The organism is Halobellus captivus (assembly GCF_003697845.1).
Taxonomy (GTDB): Archaea; Halobacteriota; Halobacteria; order Halobacteriales; family Haloferacaceae; genus Halorubrum; species Halorubrum glutamatedens.
This window is the reverse complement of record NZ_RDQE01000001.1, coordinates 37,722-57,831: the sequence shown is the minus strand read 5'-3', so window position 1 is coordinate 57,831 and position 20,110 is coordinate 37,722. Positions and strand designations below refer to the sequence as shown.

Here is a 20,110-nt window from a genome sequence, read left to right as displayed (position 1 = left end):
CCCCGGAAAGCGATCGACGACCGTGGGCCTCTACGACGCGTATCTCGCCGTTCGCCACCGACTTCACGAGGGGGAGCCGCCCGACCACGTCGCGATCGTCATCACCGAGCGCGACCTGCTCGCGGACGGCGCGTTCGACACCCTCGTCGCGGCGCTCGGCTGGGCGTTCGATTACGGTGCCGAGCGGGTGACCGTCTCCGTCTCCGTGCTCGACGAGGCGGTGGTTCCCTCGCTCGTCCGGGAGTTGCGGGGTCTGGACGCGCCGCGGCCGATGTCGATCCGCGGTCCGGAGGACACCGAGTCGGCGGACGCCCCGATCCGCGTGAACGTCGGCCTCGGCGGGAAGGCCGAGTTCGCCGCCGCCGTCCGCGATCTCGCCGCCGACGTCGACGACGGCGAGCTGCGTCCCGAGGAGATCGACGAGGCGGCCGTCACGGACCGGCTGGTGTTCCCGACGGAGCCCGACCTCGTGATCAAGACCGGGGCGGAGCGGCTCTCCGATTTCGCCATCTGGCAGTCGGTGTACGCCGAACTCTACTTCACCGACGTGAACTGGCGGGACTTCCGGCGACGGGACTACCTACGGGCCGTTCTCGACTTCCAGGACCGACAGCGCCGGTTCGGCCGGTAGACGGACGTCGACGTCGACCTCGCCGGTCGAACCGAAGGTTGCCTCACCAAACGAACCGGAACAACAGCCCGAACGTGACGAGCGCGCCGATCGTCGAGAGCAGCGGGACGACGTTCTGTAACACCACGATACGGGCGGTCGTCGACGGGTTGAAGAGGTCCGCCGCCGCCGGGATGTCCGCGGGGTCCTCCTCGCCGATGTCCTCCGGTTCGTCGCCGGGGTCGTCCGCCTTCAACGCGCCGACGGAGACGTTGGTCTCCGCGCCGCCGCGGATCCCCTCGCCGACGGTGACCGTCCGGGTCGCGCGACCCCAGCCGAGCCCGACGATCGACATGGTCGCGATGATGACGAACGAGGCGGGGATCCCGATCGCCGAGAGGCCGACGACGATCCCCGAGGAGACGACGGCGACGACGATCGCCGCCGTGAGCGGGAGGTCGGTGATGTCGTTGCCGAGGGTGTCGAGGGTACGGCGCGCGATGGTGAACGCGCCGACGGCGACCGCGGCGCTCCCGAGCAGGATCATGGGATTCATGTCGACGACCCCCGCACCGACGAGCGGCGCGACGGCGTTCGCGATGTTCGAGGTCCCCGACGAGAAGGCCATCAGACAGCCGATGGCGACGACGACCACCGCCCCGCCGATCTCCCTGCGGGTCGTGTCCGGACCCGGGGTCGGCTGCGGGACGATCCCCGACCGGTCGAACTCGAGGAGCGGGCCGTCGGTGCTCTCGATCGCCACCCACTGGTTGATCCGCGGGTAGAAGTACCGGCCGATGACGCCCGACACCCAGAAGCCGATGATCGGCGCGACGATCCACCAGACCGCGATCTCGCCCATCACGCTCCAGTTGAGGCTGCCCGTCGCGATCCCGAGTCCGGCGATCGCGCCCACTGCCGTCATCGACGTCGACGCCGGCACGCCGTAGTAGTTGCCGACGAACAGCGCCCCGCCGATGAAGAAGAGCACGACGATGCTCGTTTCGAGGGTGAACACGCCGCCGCGCGTGACGAGCTCCCGGCCCAGCGTGTCGACCACGCGCCGCCCCAGCGTTCCCGCGCCGATGAAAAAGAACACCGACATCAGGGCGGCGGCCCCGACCTTCGAGAGCACGCCGGAGCCGACCGCGGGCCCGAACGCCGGTCCCGTCGTCGAGCCGCCGACGTTGTATCCGACGAAGACCGTGACGGCGAGGCCGACGATGAGAAGCAGCTCAACCATATAGTCGAATGAAGCACACTGTCACGGTTAAGCCGTCCGTTTTCCGGAAAGATACGCCGGCTGAGACGGGACGAAACGAGCGATCGAGACTCCCTCGATGGCGAAGCGCTCGCGCTGCTCGCATCTCGCGTCGTTCGCTGTGCGTGACTGATAGCGTTCAAACTCCCGGTGTCTCTCTCACTTCGTTTGGAAAAAGCACCGGCCGAGACTCCCGCGAGTGAGGCGAGGTGTGAGCAACGCGAACACCTCGATGGCGAGCGGTGGAACCGCGAGCAGCGAGCGGGAGTCAGGCCGGTGCACGACCGAAGGGAGTGCACCGGCCGAGATTTGAACTCGGGTTGCAACCATGGCAAGGTTGCGTGATACCACTACACTACCGGTGCGTGCTTCGCGTTCGGAGGTGGTCGGGTCGGATATTTAAATCTGTCACATCGCGTCGGCGGCGGTCGGATCGCCGACTCGATCCCGGAACGATCGGGCCGACGGTCCGCGAGACGTGACCCGTCGATCGGGCGGATCGCGGCCCGGATCATCGCCGTCGCGTGGGCGGTTTCCAAAGGTCTTTGCCCTTCCCTGCCGAACGGATCGGTAATGGACGATGTCGCGCGGGCGCGTGACGCCGCACGCGAGGCGCTCGCGAACGTCGAGCCCGAACGCCTCCGTGAGACCCTCGACGACCGGCTCGTCGACGCCGCGGTAACTCCCGGTGTCCTCTCGCTCGTCACCGCCCGCGCGCTCGACCCCGAGGTCGACCTCGAGGCGGTCGTCGACCGGGCGGCCGGAGTCCAACTCATCTACGAGGGGCTCCGGCTCACCCGGCGGCTCGCCCACGAGGAGCCGTGGGCGACAGCCGCCACCCACGAGTCCGACATCGACGCCGACATGGACGTGCTCGCCGCCGACGTGCTCGTCTCTCGCGGGTTCTCGCTTCTCGCACACACCGGCGCGGCGGGTGCCGCCGTCGAGGTCGTACGCGCGTTCGGCCGAGACCAGACGCGACGCGAGGCGGCGGGTCTCGACCCCGACGAGGCGACGGCGCTCGACCGGAACCTGGAGGTCGATGCGCTCGAACTCGCCGTCGTCGCGGGGACGACCGCGGTGGGCGGGGACCCGCCGGCGGAACTGCTCGAGTACGCCCGCGAGCTCGCCGCCGACTGCGACCGGGAGTTCCCGCCGCCGGGACGCGCGCTCCCCGAGGCGACCGCCGACCGGATCGCCGCCATCTCCGACCGGGCCGTGAGCGCGACGGACCGGTAGGGATGCCACGAACCGGCCGACGACGGACGGGGCGAATCGAAACCCCTAAAGTCGGCTCCGGTCAATCCCGTATTGCGCGCCTGGGTAGCTTAGCGGTAAAGCGCGTCCTTGGTAAGGACGAGAGCCCGGGTTCAAATCCCGGCCTAGGCTCTCTTTCCCCGTTACGTCCGGTAGTTATCACCCTCTCCGTCGTTGAAACAATGACCAGGGTGAAAGGACGCGAGGGTGGTTCGAATGTGACTACCCCGACGCCGTCACGCGATTCTGTGGAACAGTCAGGCATATTGGAAAAGGAATTTAAATGTTGCAGGTTCAGATCGCTAGCTTCTAGCCGGAGGGAGCGAGAACATGCCGCATAGCGAAGATAACAAAGTCGACGGGATCGTCCTCGTCACCGAGGACGCACAAGAATTTCTCAACCCCAAACAGGAGATTACCTACCGCGAACACCGCCGCGAACTCGCCGAATGGATGCTATCCCTTGGCAAGAACCCATCCAAGGCAGAAGGCTACAGCCACACCACCGCCAAGAACCGGATGAACCGCCTCGACATCTTCTACCGCTTCATCTGGGACCGCAAAGGCCGCTACATCCAGGACCTCACCACCGACCACGCCGACACCTGGATGCGATGGCTGGCCCGCCAAGACTACAAAGAATCCACGAAGTGCCACTACCAGAAAGCCGCCAAGACCTTGTTCAAGTGGAAACGGAACGCCCGCGGCAGTGACGTCGAATGGGACCCCAAGATTGAGTACAGCGACCCATCGACGAACTACCAGCCCCGAGACTACCTGACACGGCAGGACCGCCGCAGACTCCGTGAAGCAGCGATGGAATACGGCAGTGTCCCCCACTACAACTCGGTGACCCCAGAGGAACGGGGACGGTGGAAGACCTACCTCGCACAGCGACTGCAGAAGCCGAAAGACCAGATCACGAAGCAGGACTGGAACCGAGCGAACTCGTTCAAGTACACCTCGATGATCCACACCGCCCTGGATGCGGGCCTACGTCCGTGCGAGGTCGGCCGGGCCAACAGCCAGTGGGTCGATACCGACAACGGGGTCCTCCGTATCCCCCGCGAGGAATCCAGCAAGAACCGGGAGAACTGGATCGTCGCCCTCAAAACCGAGACCGTGTCCATCCTCAAGCGATGGATCGATGAACGGGAGCAACGAGAGAAATACGACGGCCGGGACGCTCTCTGGCTCACCAAGTACGGGAACCGGTACGACAAAGACTCGTTCCGCACCGTCTTCCGCAACGTCGCCGAGGAAGCCGGATTAGACTTGGAGAACCGCGACCTGACACCGTACAGCATCCGCCACAGCACAGCGACCTACATCGCTGATGAAGAAGGGCTGGCTGTCGCCGCCCAGCAGTGCCGTCACAAATCCAAACGGACCACCGAGAAGTACGAACACAGCTCAGTCGACAGACAGACCGACGCCGTCAACAGCATCGAATAGCCCGCACATCGATTCCCGGCCCCCGTCTTTCCCCGTCTCGCATCCGTACAGTCGAATATATACAGTCGTTCGTGTTGTGCCCTGAACGAACCCAGCACACGTACCCTGATTCTGCCCGTCGTTAGAGAACGTGCCCTGATTGGATCCTACCAGCGAGCCCTTGGAGATGATCGGGTGCCCTGTGTAGGTGCCCTAATCACACCCACTGGTTGGGCATATTGACAACAAGTATAAAAAAGTTAGTTGTCATTATGCCAATACAGGTGAAAGACGTGCAGGCACAGACCACGAAGACAGACCAAGCCGTCCGCGACGCAGCGGACAAACACGACCTCAACCCCGACCAGTTCCAAACCTTCTGGAACGACCGATTCGGCCACTACGCACCCAACTACATCCACGAATGGGCCGACCGCATCGCCCACAACCGCGCACACGTCGTGGCCGACGACAAAACACAGGAAGCCCTCCAAAGGGCCGGCTACACCAGGTGAACCCCCGCAGTGAGTGCCACCCCAGACATCGAGGTCGGAACCACCCTCAAACAGCAGGACGAACCGACCATCGACAGCTACACCGACGTCACGGACGTCTACGAGGACGAACTCAACGACGAGGACCAGGAGAACATGGTCGGTGTCTACCTCTCCTCATCAAACCACGTCCTCGGGGACGCCTTACTCTTCCGCGGCAGTCTCCGAAGCATCTCAGTCGAACCCCGGGACATCGTCCGGAAAGCCCTCCTCCTCAATGCCTCCGCCACCATCCTCTTGCACAACCACCCCGGAGGCGACCCTGAACCGACCAAGGCAGACATCGAGACAACCGAGACGGCCCACGAAGCACTGGACATGTTCGAGTTCCGGCTCCTCGATCACGTCATCATCTCACCACACGGCTGTACCAGCATGCAACAGGACGGCACACTCCCCTGAACAGGTGTGGGCAGGGTAACACCCACCCACTCCCCTCATTTTTGCCAAGGTGACCAGACTATGGCGACACAGACCAACCAGAAGCATGCAGAGCAAGTCTTAGACGAACGCTGCACAAACTGCGGCGGACGCTTGAAACAGTTCCCAGTACGGGACGACGGCGATTGTATCGGCCATGCCGTCGGGTGCCCCAACTCCTACAGAGACGAGCACTGCCCCGAGATCATCCGTGAGGTGCTGGAATGATGTCGAACCCCTACACCGCAATGACACTGCAGGAACTGAAAGAGAAACGCCAGGAGATCTACGGACTGGCCCTGAAAGACCTGGACCGGGGCCACATCTACGGTGCCCAGGATATGCGGGCAGAAGCCCAGCGGATAGAGGACGAAATCGCCCGTCGACGAGGTGAACGCAGTGAGCAGTAGATCGGAAACAGCTGATTCCACAACGTACGGCCACAGGATCATCGAAGAAACACCCGTCACAGCCATCACGACGTACATAGCAACCAGTGAGGGCGAGATCACGGAACACGACGAGGAAGCGACACCAGACCGAGACCACGCTACCTACCGCTGTACCTGCGGAGACAGCTTTGACACCTACGACGAGGCCATCGACCACATCGAAACCAAAGCCCACGGCATCACATGGGACCAGCTCAAAGAGATCAGTACGGAAGCAAAAGGAACCACCTTCTACGGGTTCGAGTGTCTCGGTCTGACCGCCCACACTGACTGTATCATGTGGCGGCACGAGACCCTGGACATCATCGTCTATGCCACCCCAGGATCCAGGGATCGCAATGCCATCGACATCGGTGTCCGGGCACGATGTGGAGCACAAGAGGTCATCAACGACGACGTCCCCGTCGACGATATCACCGAACTCACACCGGATCAGTACACGACCATCGTCGACCAGTGGCTCCTCGAGAACCTCGTCAACGCCTCAGTGGGTGACACCGATGACGAGCAGTGACGAGCCACGACCCCTCTCACAGCGGGTCACCACGGCGGCACGCCGTATCGAGAACCACGCCCAGACCCTCGACACTCCCGACTCCTATGCAGAGAAAGACAAACAGTGGATCTGTGAGGTCCTAATTCCGCTCCGCAAGCTCACCCGTGAAGCCGCAAACCGGCTCCGCCGCCATGGGTTCTTGGATGAAGGAACCGGGACAGAGTGTATCCGCCCCCAAACATGGAAAAACAGGCGGGAGGATACCGAAGACGAGCATCTGTATCTGTATCTGCTCCGGGACTGCATAGACTGTGACTTCCTCTTTAACAAACACCACCATCTGTACAGTGACGATGACACGTTCCGCGAAGCGGTTCTTGACGGTCAGGTAGGAGGACGTTTAGAGACCAACATCGTCACCACGTTCACATGGCTGGACCAGATCGACGCACCCACCAACCTGCGGAGCCGCTAACCCCTCCACCAAACCCTTCGCACAGGGGGCAGGAAGGGTAACACCCACCTGCCACCCCTTTTTGAGGTGACACCCTCAGCAATGACAGACGACACCCAGATAGACGATCTACCGACAACAAACAGCGGCAGCGTCCGGAAACAGGACACACTCCGCTGGCTCGAAGACCTCGAAACACCGAACGAGGAGGAACTCATCGCCGCGGTCACACCACAACCGACCAACCACTCAGGCTCAAAGTACGCCACAGAGATCAGCAGCATCCGCGTCACCGGCACGCCGGCCTTCGTGGAAACCGTGGCCGCCCTCCTTCAACCCCTCCTCGCGTGGGAATCCTCAGCCACCCGGCTCGCGGTCAACCTCCAGGAGACCGAGGACCGGGACACTGGTGATATGACCGGCAACTACGCCCTGTACCTGTCAGCCGCGGTCAGGGGCAAACAGGGTGCTATGTCTCGCGCGCTGCTCGGTGAACACCGGGAGGAAGACCAGAAACTCGCCAACGCATTGGACCGGCATGGTGATACGTGATGCAAACAAAGGGGAGCCCGACCGCTACCGATCACCACACTTCGGAAGGTGATAACGAGAGCAGGTATTACCAGGTCACCGTGTACTACGAATCCGCGTCCCACCCTGGCGCGGATCCCGGTGACCGGCAACCGACCCACCACGAGCAGGAAACATTCGACACCCGTGAGGAGATCCTGCCCTGGCTCCGGAACCACATCCACGTCACCGAGACCACCTTGAAACGCGGTGGCCGTGCAGCATACAGAATCCGGCACGGCGAGGAAATCGAAGGCCGAACGTTCGGCTACTGGTGTGGCCCAGACCGCCGCGGCACCACCTGGTATGAGTGGGCAACCGTCACCGTCGAACGCATCCAAACCACTCCAACCGCATACCCGGAGGTGATCTGATCCTTGCCACCTCGTCAGTATATTTAAACATCACTGGAGAGACAATAAAACGGCAATTCCCGATGGATGTCGACGATATCCTGAATCGCTACAACCTCACAAAAGACTACGCGCGCAGGTACATCGATGCGATAGTCCACCTGAACCAGTCACAAGCAGCCGAGGAAGCCGGCATCTCTCGCGAAACAGCCCGGAAATACAAGAACGCTATCCACGAAATGACCGACACCGAGCGTGCCGCCCTCATCAGCTCTCTTGCCCACGAAACACTCCTGGAACGTATCGAGACGGGTGACCGGCCAGAGTGACTCCCTACGAGCGAACCCAAGACGAGGTCGAATGGACTGAAAAGAAGGCAAAGGTCCAAGAGCAGATCTCCAAGCTCGGATTGGACCAAGACTACGAGCCCGAAGTCATCTATGCCGCCCTGATCGAGTACCTCCGCCAGAACCTGGGCCAAGAGCTTCGGGACGAGTTCCTTGACGCCGCTAAAAGTGACGACGGCAATCCTGATGAAGAGTAGCTGTCGGATAGAGCGTCGATTAGTCTTCGTTGGCCTGTTCTTCCCACTGTTCCATGATGTCGTTGCTGAGGCGGCCGGATTCGTACTGGAAGCCTTTCCCGTCTTGGACGCCTTCAGAGATTTCTTTCACGTCATCAGCATCGTCGGGATCCCAGTGTTTTTGTGCGACCAGCCAGGCTCTGACTGCATCGGGATCGAAGGATATTCTTTCGTTGTGTAGTGTTTTGAAGATCTCGATGCAGGTGGACCGGTCGGACGGATGGGTGATCCCGGTTGATGTGTTAACCAGGAGGTCAAGGGTTTCCAGTGCTTCTTCGACGATAGAATTGCCGAGGTCAGGGCTAGATCCACTCGCGTCTGACCGGAGGGCTGACGCGCCCCATGTATCGATCCAGTATTGGACTTCGTCTTTGGACCAGGGGACGACGAGAACGTCGGTGACACCATGCATTCCGTCGATCTTGTCCAGCAGGTCTTTGTCTGGATAGATAGCGAGGACAGGACCGCTTTGCCACCCCGATGGATCAATCCGTTTCGTCATGAGCTGGATCTCGGCTTCACCGACTCCTACCGGATTCTTTTTGTCCAATGCCTTTGCGGCCTGTTCCCCGATAACGGTGGATATGACTCCGTCGAGTTGCTTTTTCGTATTCACTGCCAGGACAGCGTCCCGTTTGTCCTCGTGTTGGTCTCCGAGCTGATGGAGCCATGCGAAGGCCAACTCGACAGCGTCCTCATTCGGGCCTTCTGCATCGATGAACCGGGATGTCCGATCGTTTTGACTCATAATTCGGTACTTCTCAACAACTCTTGAAAAATCAGGTGGGTCCGTCTGGTTGAGGCTGCTCTCCTACGACTTATAATACTGGTCTGTGAATACTTGCAGTGATAGGATGTCGGTTGGGCAGTACGTGACTGAGCGGTTCATCGGGAAGCTCATCCTTGCCTGGCTTGCCGCATTGGTTCTTGCAGGGATCGGGACCGTCTATACACCTTTTTCGCTCGTGGAGATTGCTGGTGTGATCGGTATGTTAGGCACTCTGGGTATTTTAGCGATCCAAGTCCACAACACGTCGAACAATAGAGTCGGACCAGAGGACAGTGGCGAGTACGTGGACGGGACTGATCGGTCCGATACCAGTGACGATGTGGTGGATGGAGATGAGGCATCGACGGAGCATGACGTAGGTGCGACAGAAGGGTTATCTGCGACCGAGCGGCGGGTACAGAATGAATTGATCCGTGAGGCATACCGACGGTTTGCGGAGCGTCCATTCACATTCTGGCCAACGCCACAGGGTGAGATGCTGTGCAGTTATCTCCAAGACGAATTTGACGATGTTGATGAAGAAGTCATCAACAAGGTGTGGCGGTTCTCCAAAGATGATGGGTTCTTCAAACGCCGGCCAGGGAAGCGTTCACTGACGATTACACCGACGACGCTGTGGCGTGCAGAAGAGTTGGGTGAGGAAATTTTGTTGGATGACGCGGTGCAGGATGAAATCCTGGACGTGTTACTCCAGTCATACCGGGCGGATCCTACCTATCCACGGGTTGATCGTGACGAGTTGATTGAGGCAGTGGGCCGGTCGTCAGATGTCGTGGATCATAACCTTTGGTTGCTCCGAGAGAAAGGATACGTCGAGACACAAGCCTACATCAATTCGAGTGACGGAGGGTACAGTGAGGCGGAGATCACCAAGCTCGGGCGGCAGGTCAGTCAGTAACCCCACTTCAGTTGAATTGGCGTTCAAGGAACCGCTGAGCCGCAGTCTGAGACATAACTTCCCACGATGGGAAGTCCGTGTGCTCGTCGACATAGGTATCGAACGCATCCTCCGGGATGGCCTCAAAATCGTCCTCGTCCTTGACATCCCATTGACTTGCCTCGAGCAAGGCTTCGAAAGAGTCGAATTCTGTGTACAGCTGCATGAACTCCTCTGTGAACAATTGCTCGAACGGGATCTCATTCTGCTCGTTCATCCGGAGCCCGGATTGCTCCTCTAACGCCTTCTCTAGGTTCTTCTTGAACTCGTCGGCGTCAATCTCCATACACGCATTTACACTGACCTCGTTCTTATATCTAAGCAGAAGAGGTACACACGGTAGTGAGTTAGTCCCAGGTTCGCATGTCGACTGGTTCTGGGCAGGTGACATCGCGGATGTCACAGAGGTCCTCGAAGTGGTCGAGGTGGCTGGCTCCGACGATGACGCAGACATCGGTGTAGTCCTCGTCCTGTGCTGTTTCGATGATTTGCTGCATCATGTAGGTGTTGCGTTCGTCGTTGGTGGCCTTGATGAAGGGGAGATAGATGCAGACCCGGAGGGTCATGATAGCCAGCACGTACAGGACGGTGATGGTTGCGAGTTCAGCGATGATGGAGGCACCCAGCGTCGGTCCCTCGACCACGAAGTAACTGGCAAGCAAGATTAGGAGAAAATACACGCCCACAGCGACAGCTACCTGACGCCAATTAACGGTATAGCCCTTGAAGCGGGCAATAGCCAGGAAGGCGAGGAAGAACGCTAAATAAACCCACATGACGAATACTGAGCCAATCGCTGCGATCCAGGCGATATAGCCGAGCACCAGGAGAAGGCCAACGAGGAAGATCACACTGAGCGGTGTCCAGTGATGTTCTTGATCACGGATGACCGCGGGCATCGGCTTATCGACCTTGATGAGCGGAATACCCCGTTGGTCGGCGAGATCGATTGCGGCGTTCCACTCAGAGACAATACGCCGACCAACCTTCCACGTCCACGGATTCAGTGAGGCAAAGGTTCGCTCCTGATAGAGCTCCTTGAGCAGGTTAGGGATCAGTCCAACGAGGAGGAGATAGATGACAAAGCTTGGATTGCGGAGGAACGGTCGCCAAACGAACGATGTCATATGATAGCCGGGCTCGGGGATACCTTCACCTTCATCGACATCCTCGTCGTTCGGTGCCTCGAAAAAGATAGCCTCAGTGTCCTCCGAAATGAATGACTCCAATTCCTCCTTCGTCTTCGACACAGAGTATTCGTCGTGTTCCACCCCGAAGAGACGGATAGTGGACGGACGACGATCATCCGTCTCGGCATACATCTCTCCTGTTCAAAGGACTGTATCAAGAAAGACCTGGTCCAGGGCGTCTTTCCTCGATGCCGGGTGTGTCAACTGCGAGGCCGATAGTACGCTTACTGTTAAGGAGGTGGGTTGTTTCGGTCCTAGGGGTATGGGAGCACGTGGCGATCGGCCTATCCTCAGCCCGAGTGCGATTGGCCAGTTCTTCCGTCTTCAGAGCTGTCCGATGTATCTGCAGTGGGAGTACGATGATGACGCACAGGACCGGATCGACGCGCGTGACTGGTCCTCGGCCTCGGTCAGCCCTGTCCTGACAGGGGAAGGTGACAACTTCGAATTTGCCCAGTTAGAACAGCTCGTCGACGAGGCGGACGCTCTCTTCGGTCTCGACGACACGGATACCAGTGACACAGCTATCGAGTTTACCCGGACCTGGGAGGACGACAGCGACACAGGCCGGGACGAGGTCCAAGGGGTCATCGCTGACGTGGCGAACTCGGAGCTCGGCACGACGGTCATCCACCAGCCCCATCTCGCCGGCCAGATCGGGGCCTATCCGGTCGCTGGGAAGGCAGATGCACTGTTACTTGAACCAACCGACGACGGACTTGTTCCGACACTGTACGAGATCAAGTCCTCCAGCGAGCAGAAGGTCCATCACCGGTACCAGGCCGCCATCTACGCCATCCTCCTGGAACAGTACCTCGACGCCGTCGAGGATGCTGCTGTCCCGGACTCGATCCCGGTCACGATCATCACACCGGAGAACGATCTCAGTGGCGATGTTCCCGAGGGCTTCGACACAGAACCGTACCAGGCAAAGTTAGCACTCAAACTGGGAGAGGGCGGGTCGTTCGACCAGACCATCCTCGATACGGATTTCGAGCGGACGACGAATCGTATCGCTCGCCGCTGTTCAGGCTGTGAGTACGAACCGTTTTGCGTTACGCTGGGTGCGGAGAACAAGGGCCTCGAACTGTTGGGACTGCAGGCTGGAACACAACAGGCACTCCACGAGCTCGGGGTCACCGATATCGAGGACTTTGCGAACCTGTTCGAGCATGATCCGGAAGGCAGTGTCCACTGGGACTACGCCGGGTTGACACCGCGTGATGAAGAGTTGACACAGCAGGTCCGGCAGGAAGCCGATATCACGAACCTGCAGAAACGGGCACAGATCGCGTACCGGTTTCTCGCCGAAATCGACGATGATTACGGCCGTGACGGGCCGGACTATTTTGCCCACCCGCTTCGCGGTACGGGGAACGCCTTGCCCCAGGATGCCCACGGTGAACTTGACGTGGATTGGGATGCCTGGGGTGGGCCGGACTATCCGTCCGAATCCTTGGTCCGGGTCTATCTCTATGTCCAGCAGGACTTCGCCCAGGACCGGGTCACCCTGCTCAGTGCCTACATCGAGTGTTCCCTGTCCGGCCGCAGTGGGACGGTGACAGAGCTACCTGATGACCTTCCCATCGAAACCGGTGCGAAACAGGCAGAGGAAAACCGGTTGTTCTCCCAGTTCTTCGAACAGTTAGCTGACGAGGTTGATCGCGTCTCTCCTGACTGGTCGAACCAACCCCACATCGATATCGACCTGGACGATGACCACGGCTTCCTCCATCTCTACCTCTACAGCGATACCCAACGGGACGCGTTGATGGACGCGATCCGCCGCCACCCAACGGCGGAGTGGCAACGCCCGATCCGCACCTTGCTGGGCCTCCGCCCCAGCATCGACCAAGAAATGGTGTCCCTGATGCAGGAAGATTTCCGTCGGCGGTGGGCACTCCGGTTCCCCGGCCTCGGCTCGGTCCAAAGCGTCGGCCACTTCCTGTGGAACGGTGACTTCTACGACTGGCGCGCACCGGTCACCGCCCTCGACGACGAGGACCTCCTGGATGAGGAGGACATCGAGGAAATCAGTGATGACGGGTTCGTCCAGCTGCCTCGGATCTTCGAAGCAGGGTTGTTCGACGGAACCGTCCGCTACTATCCCGGCCCAAACCTTGACCACAGTCACCAGGAACCAGTATGGACACCGGATGATCGCCGGGTAGGACGCCACATCTACCCGGTGCAGTACCGGGAAACCGACCAGATCCCGATCGAATACATCTGGGGCCGGCACGACCGACTTGATCCAGACTTGGCTGATGATCCCGAGGACCTCGACCCATATCTTACCAGGACACCAGGCTCCGATGACCGCATCACGGACACTGACCTGGCCCTGCTCGCACAACGGTTCGCCCGGTCATCTCACCACATCGAGCGGACGATCGAAACCAACAATCGGTATGCGAACGACCAGTTCGTCACGAAAGAACCGATCGAGCTCGCCGAGCTGGCTGACTTCTCGTTCGCCCCCCGTAGCCTGGACGATGTCTGTATCGAATACCAGCGGTTGGAGTACCAGACCACGAAGAAGAACCTGGAGGACTACTACCGGCAACCGTTGGAGGAACGGGTCGATTCCGGATCCTCACTCCTTTTCGAATGCACCAACGTCGATACAGATGACCACGTCATCGAGGGCGACCTGTTGCTCAGTAATCGGGACGCGTACGATCCGGACGTCCATGACGGGTTGACCGGTGGATCGATCTCGGTCACCGATGATGACTTCATGCTGTTGACCCGGTTGGACGACCACGGTGACCGACCGGAAGCCTACCGGTTAGACGACCCGGACGATCCCAGCTCGATCGGGAACTCGACCACCGTCATTGTCTCGGATATCGATGAGGGAGACGGCACGATCACGATTGCGGGCACCTTCCACTGGGGCTGGCCGTGGTGGGGTGAGTACACCGTGCGGCACCGCGGCTGGTCGGACGATCACGACGCTATCGACGAGGAGTGGGAGACGTATGTCGCGGAAGGCGAGCAGTACGTCCTCGACCCCAACTTCGATCAGATCCCACAGGAACGTGCCTTCGAATCCCTCCAACACGCCTTTGACGCCCCGCTACGGCGGTGGCTCAGCCAGATCTACAACGGCCGCCGCGATGCCATCCCTATCGACCACTGGGACGAAGACGTCATCCAGCAGTACATCCAGTTGATGGCGGTGACGGTGGGGTGGCAGCGGCCGAACACAGCACAACGCGACCTGGTGCGGGACGTGGACAACGGCCTCCTCATGCTCCAAGGCCCACCAGGCACAGGCAAAACCAAGTTCACGGTCGCCCCCTCCCTGCTGAGCCGGGCCTACGCAGCCATCCACCAAGGCCAACCGTTCCGCGGGGTCGTCTCCGCGGTCTCCCACACCGCCGTCAACGAAGCACTGGAAGGCACAGTCGACCTCGACAGCGACTGTCCGCCGGGAACCGGTGCGGACGAGATCGCGTACATCCGGGTGATGTCGAGTGCGGGCCAGAGTATCAACGATCCCCGGGTCGAGACGATCAACTATAACGCGGACGACAACACCGCCCAGCTGGAAGACCTGTACGACCGATACTTCGCCGACGACCGCGACACCAGCAACCGTGTCGTGTTCTTCTCCACCCCGACCTCGCTACGCGGCCTGTTCAACCGGATGATCGGTGAGGTCGATGCCTTCGACTACGACGACATCGAGCTCTTCCTGCAGTCCCAGGACTCCTCGCCGTTCGACCTGGCAATCGTCGATGAAGCCAGCATGATGGATCTCCCCTTGTTCCTGCTTGTCGGGTCCTACGTCGATGCGAACGGCCAGGTCATCCTGGTCGGTGACCACCGCCAAATGCAGCCGATCCAGAAACACGACTGGGAGGAGGAAGACCGCGAACCCATCGAACAACACGTCCCGTTCCTCTCAGCCCTGGACTTCATCCGGTACCTCCGCGGCGAAACCGAGATCGAGTACTTCGACCGGCCCGTCGAAGTCCCCGACGAGCCGGACGAAACACTGCCCGTCCACCGCCTCAACGTCACCTACCGCCTCCCACAGGAATCGGCCGACATGCACACCGACCTGTTCTACGAGGACGACGACATCGACCTCGTCAGTGCAAGTGACAGCGACGAAATCCCCGACGTCGATGGCCCAGCCGCGGACATCCTGAACACCGACGACCGGGTGACATTGCTGGTCCACAACGAGAACCAGTCCCAGAAAACCAATGCCGTCGAACAGGCACTGATCGCCGAAGTGTTGAACGCGGTCGATATCTGTGCCCCGGACGACGAGGACGCGGACGATGAGGAAGTGACGGCAGGTGTCGTGGTCCCGTTCCGCGCACAGCGACGTGACGTGATCGGGTTCGTCTCACCGGATGCCGCTGTCGATACCGTAGAACGGTTCCAAGGCGGGGAACGAGACTTGATGATCCTCTCGATGACCGCCTCCGACCGCGGCTACATCAGCCAGATCAGCGAGTTCTTGCTTGAACCCAACCGGTTCAACGTCGGTGCCAGCCGCATGAAGCAGAAGGTCGTCATCATCGCCTCCGCCGGCCTGTTCGAAGAATCTAGCGACGACGTCGAGACGTTCGAGGAGCAGAAAGCCTGGATCACCTTCTACCAAGCTATGGGCAACCACGACGACGCCTTCGACACCTACGACCTCGAGGACCTCATCAGTGCCGACACAGCAGACGAGTTCCTCGACCCCAGCCACCTCGACGAACCCATCCGCCTGTACTCAGGCTACCAACGATAGAGTTCCGAGGCATTTTTCCAACCAAAACCACCCGACACCGTCCAGTTGCTAAACCCTCCAGACACCAACCATTAAATACCAATTCAACCAAATAGAGAGTTCGGTCGGTACCCAGTGAGCGACGACACAATTGACGAAAATCTCAAGGAACGTATCCAGGAACTCGAAGACGAACTCCAGAAGCTCAAAGACCAGAAACATCAGGACGGAACTGATTCTGACGCTGTCGACGAGGAGATTGAAGAAGTCCATGACCAGATCCGGGACGAAGCCGACCACGCCGGGATGAGCCGCCGCAAATTCATGAAAGCCATCGCCGGCGGCGGAGCCGCATTAGGGGCTGCTGCGATGATGCCCTCAGCTGCCGCGCTGGACATCGAGAGTGACAACCCGCTAAGATACAACGAAAACTTCTCCGTCGATACACAAGGTAATCTCAATCTCCAAGGTAAGGATGCCACCAATGTAGGATCCGTGAATGCATTATCGGTGAGTTCAGAAGAAGGATCCATTGGCAAACTATGGCCTGATTCTGGTGGTACGGCCGTTGTTTCCCCCTCATATAGTGAATGCTTTGACAGTATCCAATCGGCATTCGATGCAGGATACCGGTATATCTGGCTGGCTGAGGACATTACTGAGAATAACATTTTGATCCCAAATGGATGGGGACATATCGTTATTCGTGGGATGGGGGGTCCAGATGGCAGGCCGTGTATAACTGACCCGGAGACAGGGGATCCGGTATTCTACACAGACACGACAGAAGATGACACGGTTAAGGTGACAATGGCGGACTTCAGGATAGAAGGCGGTGCCAATAGTGGTCCTAGTATAGACGCCAGGAGGGACCAATATCTCACTTCCGGGTGGGAATTGAACAACATTGAGATACATGGTGGCCCTGTACTTCTACAAGGTTCATTCCGGACAACGGTGAACAACTGTGATGTAGAGAACATATCTGATATCTCTTATACGGTTTTCGGAAAGAGTGGGGTATATCCGAGTTTGGTTCATGACGGTGCAACGTTCGGTATGTGGGGCGGAACATTCGCTACGACACGGGGAGAAGATAACGTTATGCTGTCGAGTGCAGCCTTCACGATCAACGGAGGATGTACATTCCATAACAAGTCTTCCGTCTCTGACTCTGACCGTGCCAACCTCACGTTTCATGGGTCTGCAAGAGGAGCAATCCAAGGGTTTTCGTGTGAAGGGTCTGGAATAGACATCCGGTTCGGGGCATCTGAAGACCAGGTCGCGTTGCAAAATAGTGTGATTTCGGCGGCCTCTCTGGGAGGGGCCAGTGGCGAGACCGTTTTTGAAGTTAACAGACCCATCGGGGATGTCACTGTATTCAACCCAAACACAGATATAAGGATAGAAAAGGACGGAAGTTTCTCCAGAGCAGATATGGTTATATATGGAGCCAAAGGCGTAGAAGTCAATGGTCCAAATCCTCATGATGTGACAGTTATAAAAACTGCCTTAGATGGCAGCTATAAAGTTACATCTCCCGATAATGCGGGATACACGCAGTTTTTCCCCGATATTGTCTCTCAATCCCCTGGCAACTCTGGCAACCCTGCCGAAGGCGGCATTATAATCCCTGATGGGACAAATTGGGATCCTCTCGGAGTTGGGGAGAAGTGGCTCACACAATATGACGGGAATAAATGGAGATCGGTTGTCCCCGTTACTCAAACTTCTCTCGGAGGAACCAGCCCTGATCCCACGAATTATGGACAAATGGTCTTTGTAGAGGACAGCGACAATCCTGGTACCATGTATCTGATTACTCCAAGTGGAAATGCAATACAAATTGGATCGACCAGTTAGTGTTCTTTGAGCATGTCGTGATCTCCTCAAGGGGTTCGGTTCTACCACTGCCGAATTTTCCCCACCGACCTTGTCCTAGAGGCCGGCGGCGATATCGTTAAACAAGACGGTGAGACAGAGCTCAAACTCCCAGGGAGGAATCGGTCACAGCAGCAGAAGAACTTGCATAACCTCATCTCCACTTTCTTTGACGGCATCTTCAGCACTTTCATGCACGAGACGATCCGCCAACGACGCAACGCTATCGCACACGGCGATGTCATCGAGGACGACCAAGATCCAGGAGAGTTCGGAACATGGAGCATGCCCCGACGTTCACAGGGCTGATCGTTTCACACCTTATCCAGTTTTTTTCGATTGACGGTGGATAGAACACAGCCAGTCTAGCGAAACCCGGTGTCTCGGTAGGTACTCCCCTGTTGGTGTCCCGTAGCGGGGGTAGCAAGGTGGGATACCTGATGGACACTGACCTCGATGTGTTCGGTTACCGTGACGAAGTTGGGCAAACTGCAGGAGAGCTGACTGCCGAGACGGGGCACGGCCGCTGAAGGTGGTTTGCGGTGGCGTACAGCGATGATAGCAGTGGCGGTGTCTTCGGTGTTGATGTCTCTGGCTGGGTGGAACAGCACCGGAGCAGGGATGTGTATGAGGTGGTGCGTGAACCGGTCCAGAACGCGTTAGACACTGGTTCTGACCTGTATGTCCGGGTGGACTACGGTGACCAGTCCGTCACTGTCGAGGACTACGGGGACGGTGTGGAAGACCTGTCGCAGTTCTACGATCTGTTTTCTGGTGATAAGCAGTATGATCCGGAGAAGCGGGGCCGGTTCGGCCGTGGTGTCAAGGAGTTCATCGGGGCCAGCGATGAGACCGTGATCAGCTCGACCGGTGGCGGGCTCCGGTTCGCGTTCGATGCCGCGTACGATGAGGCGCGGGAGGAGTACGTGGTGGATGCCTCCCGGGAGCTGTACCCGGATGCCCGACGCGAGGAAGGGACGGTCGTGTACGGGACGAACACGGAGTGGACCGACGACGACTTACAGGAGGTCGAGGACTTCGTTGAGCGGCTCTGGATGCCGGAGGACCAGGACCTGTACCTGGAGATCTACGGCGAGGATGCTGCCCCGGTGCGTGAGGATGTCTATACGCACGAGGAGCCGGACGCCGAACTGGAACGACAGTACCTTCCCACCTTGACTGCGGAGGATGGTGTCCAGCAGGAGGAAAAGCGCCGTACCCAGGTTGAGGTCAGGAAGACGTCGCCGGGCGACGGCGGCGTGTATGAGCTGGGGATTCCGGTGACGACGGGTGAGGAGTTCCCGTTCGTGTTCAATGTGGGGCAGAAGACGCCGGTGACTGAGCGGCGGAACGAGCTGGACAACAGTTACCGGACCGAGTTGATGCAGGGCCTGATCAACGATCGCCTCGATCTGTTCGATGACGATGAGCTCGGCGAAGACTATGTCACCCAGTACATCTCCCAGTTCAGCCACAAGACCTCCAGCAGTGTCCAGCAGGACTACATCGAACGCCGGTTCGGTACCGAACCGGAGGACCTCCTGGTCTATACGAACGAGACCCCGTCTATCGCGTTGACGTGGGGGATGCAGCGCCAGCTGCCGATGGAAAATGCCGACGAGTACAGCCGGAACGTCCGCGGGATCCTGACCAAACACTGCCCCACTGTCCAGGAGTGGTACAGTGACCAGACCGACGGCCAGTCCATCGAGGTCATCGAGGATCCCGAACCGGAGCAAGAAGCGTTCCTCGAGTACGTCGAAGATGAACTCGTCCCCCGGACCCGGACATACGGTGTCGATTTCGAACTCGCTTACATCAGCGAGGACACCGAGGACGGACAGACCCACGCCACGTACAGCCCGGGCGACGAGACCGTGTACCTCAACGCGTTCGCCGATGACTGGGATAGGCCGTCACCGCGGCGGATCGGGACTGTACTGCACGAACTCGGCCACCACGAGACCAACCCGGACGAGGACGGGCACGGTCCGGACTGGTACCACGCCGTCGAGGAACTCAGCGGTGACATCATCCAGGACCTGCAGGAGCGACTGGGTGGCCTGTACGATGATCCGTGATGGCTCTTACTGCTTTGGACCTGTCCAGCCGGTAGACCTTATTCAGTGG

General features: G+C 59.1%; 21 protein-coding genes and 2 tRNA genes. 18 read left to right on the top strand and 5 right to left on the bottom strand.

Annotation, left to right across the window (positions count from 1 at the left end):
- Positions 1-22: 22 nt before the first annotated feature.
- On the top strand, positions 23-631 hold the full coding sequence (locus EAO78_RS00305; protein ID WP_122103876.1) for an undecaprenyl diphosphate synthase family protein: 609 nt from the start codon (positions 23-25) through the stop codon (positions 629-631).
- Positions 632-674: 43 nt separating this feature from the next.
- Here EAO78_RS00305 and EAO78_RS00300 read toward each other — a convergent pair whose 3' ends face one another.
- Positions 675-1,853: an inorganic phosphate transporter gene (locus tag EAO78_RS00300; protein ID WP_122103875.1), complete on the bottom strand. Its 1,179-nt coding sequence runs from the start codon at positions 1,851-1,853 to the stop codon at positions 675-677.
- Positions 1,854-2,165: 312 nt separating this feature from the next.
- Positions 2,166-2,236, bottom strand: a tRNA-Gly gene (locus EAO78_RS00295).
- Between the two features lie 208 nt (positions 2,237-2,444).
- Here EAO78_RS00295 and EAO78_RS00290 point away from each other — a divergent pair.
- From EAO78_RS00290 to EAO78_RS00230, 13 genes are all read left to right on the top strand, one after another.
- Positions 2,445-3,110 carry a DUF7114 family protein gene (locus EAO78_RS00290; protein WP_122103874.1) on the top strand — a complete coding sequence of 222 codons (666 nt, stop codon included), beginning with the start codon at positions 2,445-2,447 and terminating at the stop codon, positions 3,108-3,110.
- A 78-nt stretch (positions 3,111-3,188) separates the two neighbouring features.
- Positions 3,189-3,260: transfer RNA gene (locus EAO78_RS00285), tRNA-Thr, on the top strand.
- Between the two features lie 198 nt (positions 3,261-3,458).
- Positions 3,459-4,583, top strand: coding sequence for a tyrosine-type recombinase/integrase (locus tag EAO78_RS00280; protein ID WP_122103873.1), 1,125 nt, complete (start codon positions 3,459-3,461; stop codon positions 4,581-4,583).
- A gap of 263 nt (positions 4,584-4,846) precedes the next feature.
- The gene (locus tag EAO78_RS00275) at positions 4,847-5,077 is read left to right on the top strand and encodes a hypothetical protein (RefSeq protein WP_136516471.1); all 231 of its coding nucleotides are present in this window, start codon (positions 4,847-4,849) and stop codon (positions 5,075-5,077) included.
- A gap of 9 nt (positions 5,078-5,086) precedes the next feature.
- Complete coding sequence (locus EAO78_RS00270; protein ID WP_122103871.1) at positions 5,087-5,518, top strand: JAB domain-containing protein; 432 nt, start codon at positions 5,087-5,089, stop codon at positions 5,516-5,518.
- A gap of 60 nt (positions 5,519-5,578) precedes the next feature.
- Positions 5,579-5,764, top strand: coding sequence for a hypothetical protein (locus tag EAO78_RS00265; protein ID WP_122103870.1), 186 nt, complete (start codon positions 5,579-5,581; stop codon positions 5,762-5,764).
- Positions 5,764-5,946 (top strand): hypothetical protein, encoded by a 183-nt coding sequence (locus EAO78_RS00260; protein ID WP_136516470.1) that lies wholly within the window; start codon positions 5,764-5,766, stop codon positions 5,944-5,946. The genes EAO78_RS00265 and EAO78_RS00260 overlap by 1 nt, the downstream gene beginning before the upstream one ends.
- Positions 5,936-6,502, top strand: a complete 567-nt coding sequence (locus EAO78_RS00255; protein WP_122103868.1) for a hypothetical protein — start codon at positions 5,936-5,938, stop codon at positions 6,500-6,502. The genes EAO78_RS00260 and EAO78_RS00255 overlap by 11 nt, the downstream gene beginning before the upstream one ends.
- The gene (locus tag EAO78_RS00250; protein ID WP_122103867.1) at positions 6,489-6,959 is read left to right on the top strand and encodes a hypothetical protein; all 471 of its coding nucleotides are present in this window, start codon (positions 6,489-6,491) and stop codon (positions 6,957-6,959) included. The genes EAO78_RS00255 and EAO78_RS00250 overlap by 14 nt, the downstream gene beginning before the upstream one ends.
- Positions 6,960-7,040: 81 nt before the next feature.
- Entirely contained in the window at positions 7,041-7,490 is a 450-nt protein-coding gene (locus EAO78_RS00245; RefSeq protein WP_203227793.1) for a hypothetical protein, read from the top strand.
- The gene (locus EAO78_RS00240; protein ID WP_122103866.1) at positions 7,490-7,882 is read left to right on the top strand and encodes a hypothetical protein; all 393 of its coding nucleotides are present in this window, start codon (positions 7,490-7,492) and stop codon (positions 7,880-7,882) included. The genes EAO78_RS00245 and EAO78_RS00240 overlap by 1 nt, the downstream gene beginning before the upstream one ends.
- 62 nt (positions 7,883-7,944) lie before the next feature.
- Positions 7,945-8,190: a hypothetical protein gene (locus EAO78_RS00235; RefSeq protein WP_122103865.1), complete on the top strand. Its 246-nt coding sequence runs from the start codon at positions 7,945-7,947 to the stop codon at positions 8,188-8,190.
- Positions 8,187-8,405: a hypothetical protein gene (locus tag EAO78_RS00230; RefSeq protein WP_122103864.1), complete on the top strand. Its 219-nt coding sequence runs from the start codon at positions 8,187-8,189 to the stop codon at positions 8,403-8,405. The genes EAO78_RS00235 and EAO78_RS00230 overlap by 4 nt, the downstream gene beginning before the upstream one ends.
- Positions 8,406-8,424: 19 nt before the next feature.
- Here the strand turns inward: EAO78_RS00230 and EAO78_RS00225 are convergent, their stop codons facing one another.
- A complete protein-coding gene (locus tag EAO78_RS00225; RefSeq protein WP_122103863.1) occupies positions 8,425-9,192 on the bottom strand; it encodes a hypothetical protein in 768 nt (255 codons plus the stop codon).
- Between the two features lie 124 nt (positions 9,193-9,316).
- Between EAO78_RS00225 and EAO78_RS00220 the strand changes: the two genes are divergently transcribed.
- Entirely contained in the window at positions 9,317-10,132 is an 816-nt protein-coding gene (locus EAO78_RS00220) for a hypothetical protein (protein ID WP_136516469.1), read from the top strand.
- 7 nt (positions 10,133-10,139) lie between these two features.
- Here EAO78_RS00220 and EAO78_RS00215 read toward each other — a convergent pair whose 3' ends face one another.
- Entirely contained in the window at positions 10,140-10,457 is a 318-nt protein-coding gene (locus EAO78_RS00215; protein ID WP_122103861.1) for a hypothetical protein, read from the bottom strand.
- A 61-nt stretch (positions 10,458-10,518) separates the two neighbouring features.
- A complete protein-coding gene (locus EAO78_RS00210; RefSeq protein WP_122103860.1) occupies positions 10,519-11,493 on the bottom strand; it encodes a hypothetical protein in 975 nt (324 codons plus the stop codon).
- 205 nt (positions 11,494-11,698) lie between these two features.
- Between EAO78_RS00210 and EAO78_RS00205 the strand changes: the two genes are divergently transcribed.
- The 3 genes from EAO78_RS00205 (at position 11,699) to EAO78_RS00185 (ending at position 20,061) form a co-directional block, all read left to right on the top strand.
- Positions 11,699-16,120 carry an ATP-dependent helicase gene (locus EAO78_RS00205; protein WP_136516468.1) on the top strand — a complete coding sequence of 1,474 codons (4,422 nt, stop codon included), beginning with the start codon at positions 11,699-11,701 and terminating at the stop codon, positions 16,118-16,120.
- Positions 16,121-16,234: 114 nt separating this feature from the next.
- Positions 16,235-17,962 carry a twin-arginine translocation signal domain-containing protein gene (locus EAO78_RS00195; protein ID WP_136516467.1) on the top strand — a complete coding sequence of 576 codons (1,728 nt, stop codon included), beginning with the start codon at positions 16,235-16,237 and terminating at the stop codon, positions 17,960-17,962.
- Between the two features lie 560 nt (positions 17,963-18,522).
- Complete coding sequence (locus tag EAO78_RS00185) at positions 18,523-20,061, top strand: hypothetical protein (protein WP_136516466.1); 1,539 nt, start codon at positions 18,523-18,525, stop codon at positions 20,059-20,061.
- Positions 20,062-20,110: the final 49 nt, after the last annotated feature.

Coding starts and splice junctions, on each gene's coding strand:
- EAO78_RS00300 (WP_122103875.1), bottom strand. CDS start 1,853: ATGGTTGAGCTGCTTCTCATCGTCGGCCTCGCCGTCACGGTCTTCGTC.
- EAO78_RS00290 (WP_122103874.1), top strand. CDS start 2,445: ATGGACGATGTCGCGCGGGCGCGTGACGCCGCACGCGAGGCGCTCGCG.
- EAO78_RS00280 (WP_122103873.1), top strand. CDS start 3,459: ATGCCGCATAGCGAAGATAACAAAGTCGACGGGATCGTCCTCGTCACC.
- EAO78_RS00265 (WP_122103870.1), top strand. CDS start 5,579: ATGGCGACACAGACCAACCAGAAGCATGCAGAGCAAGTCTTAGACGAA.
- EAO78_RS00260 (WP_136516470.1), top strand. CDS start 5,764: ATGTCGAACCCCTACACCGCAATGACACTGCAGGAACTGAAAGAGAAA.
- EAO78_RS00250 (WP_122103867.1), top strand. CDS start 6,489: ATGACGAGCAGTGACGAGCCACGACCCCTCTCACAGCGGGTCACCACG.
- EAO78_RS00245 (WP_203227793.1), top strand. CDS start 7,041: ATGACAGACGACACCCAGATAGACGATCTACCGACAACAAACAGCGGC.
- EAO78_RS00240 (WP_122103866.1), top strand. CDS start 7,490: ATGCAAACAAAGGGGAGCCCGACCGCTACCGATCACCACACTTCGGAA.
- EAO78_RS00235 (WP_122103865.1), top strand. CDS start 7,945: ATGGATGTCGACGATATCCTGAATCGCTACAACCTCACAAAAGACTAC.
- EAO78_RS00225 (WP_122103863.1), bottom strand. CDS start 9,192: ATGAGTCAAAACGATCGGACATCCCGGTTCATCGATGCAGAAGGCCCG.
- EAO78_RS00215 (WP_122103861.1), bottom strand. CDS start 10,457: ATGGAGATTGACGCCGACGAGTTCAAGAAGAACCTAGAGAAGGCGTTA.
- EAO78_RS00210 (WP_122103860.1), bottom strand. CDS start 11,493: ATGTATGCCGAGACGGATGATCGTCGTCCGTCCACTATCCGTCTCTTC.
- EAO78_RS00205 (WP_136516468.1), top strand. CDS start 11,699: ATGTATCTGCAGTGGGAGTACGATGATGACGCACAGGACCGGATCGAC.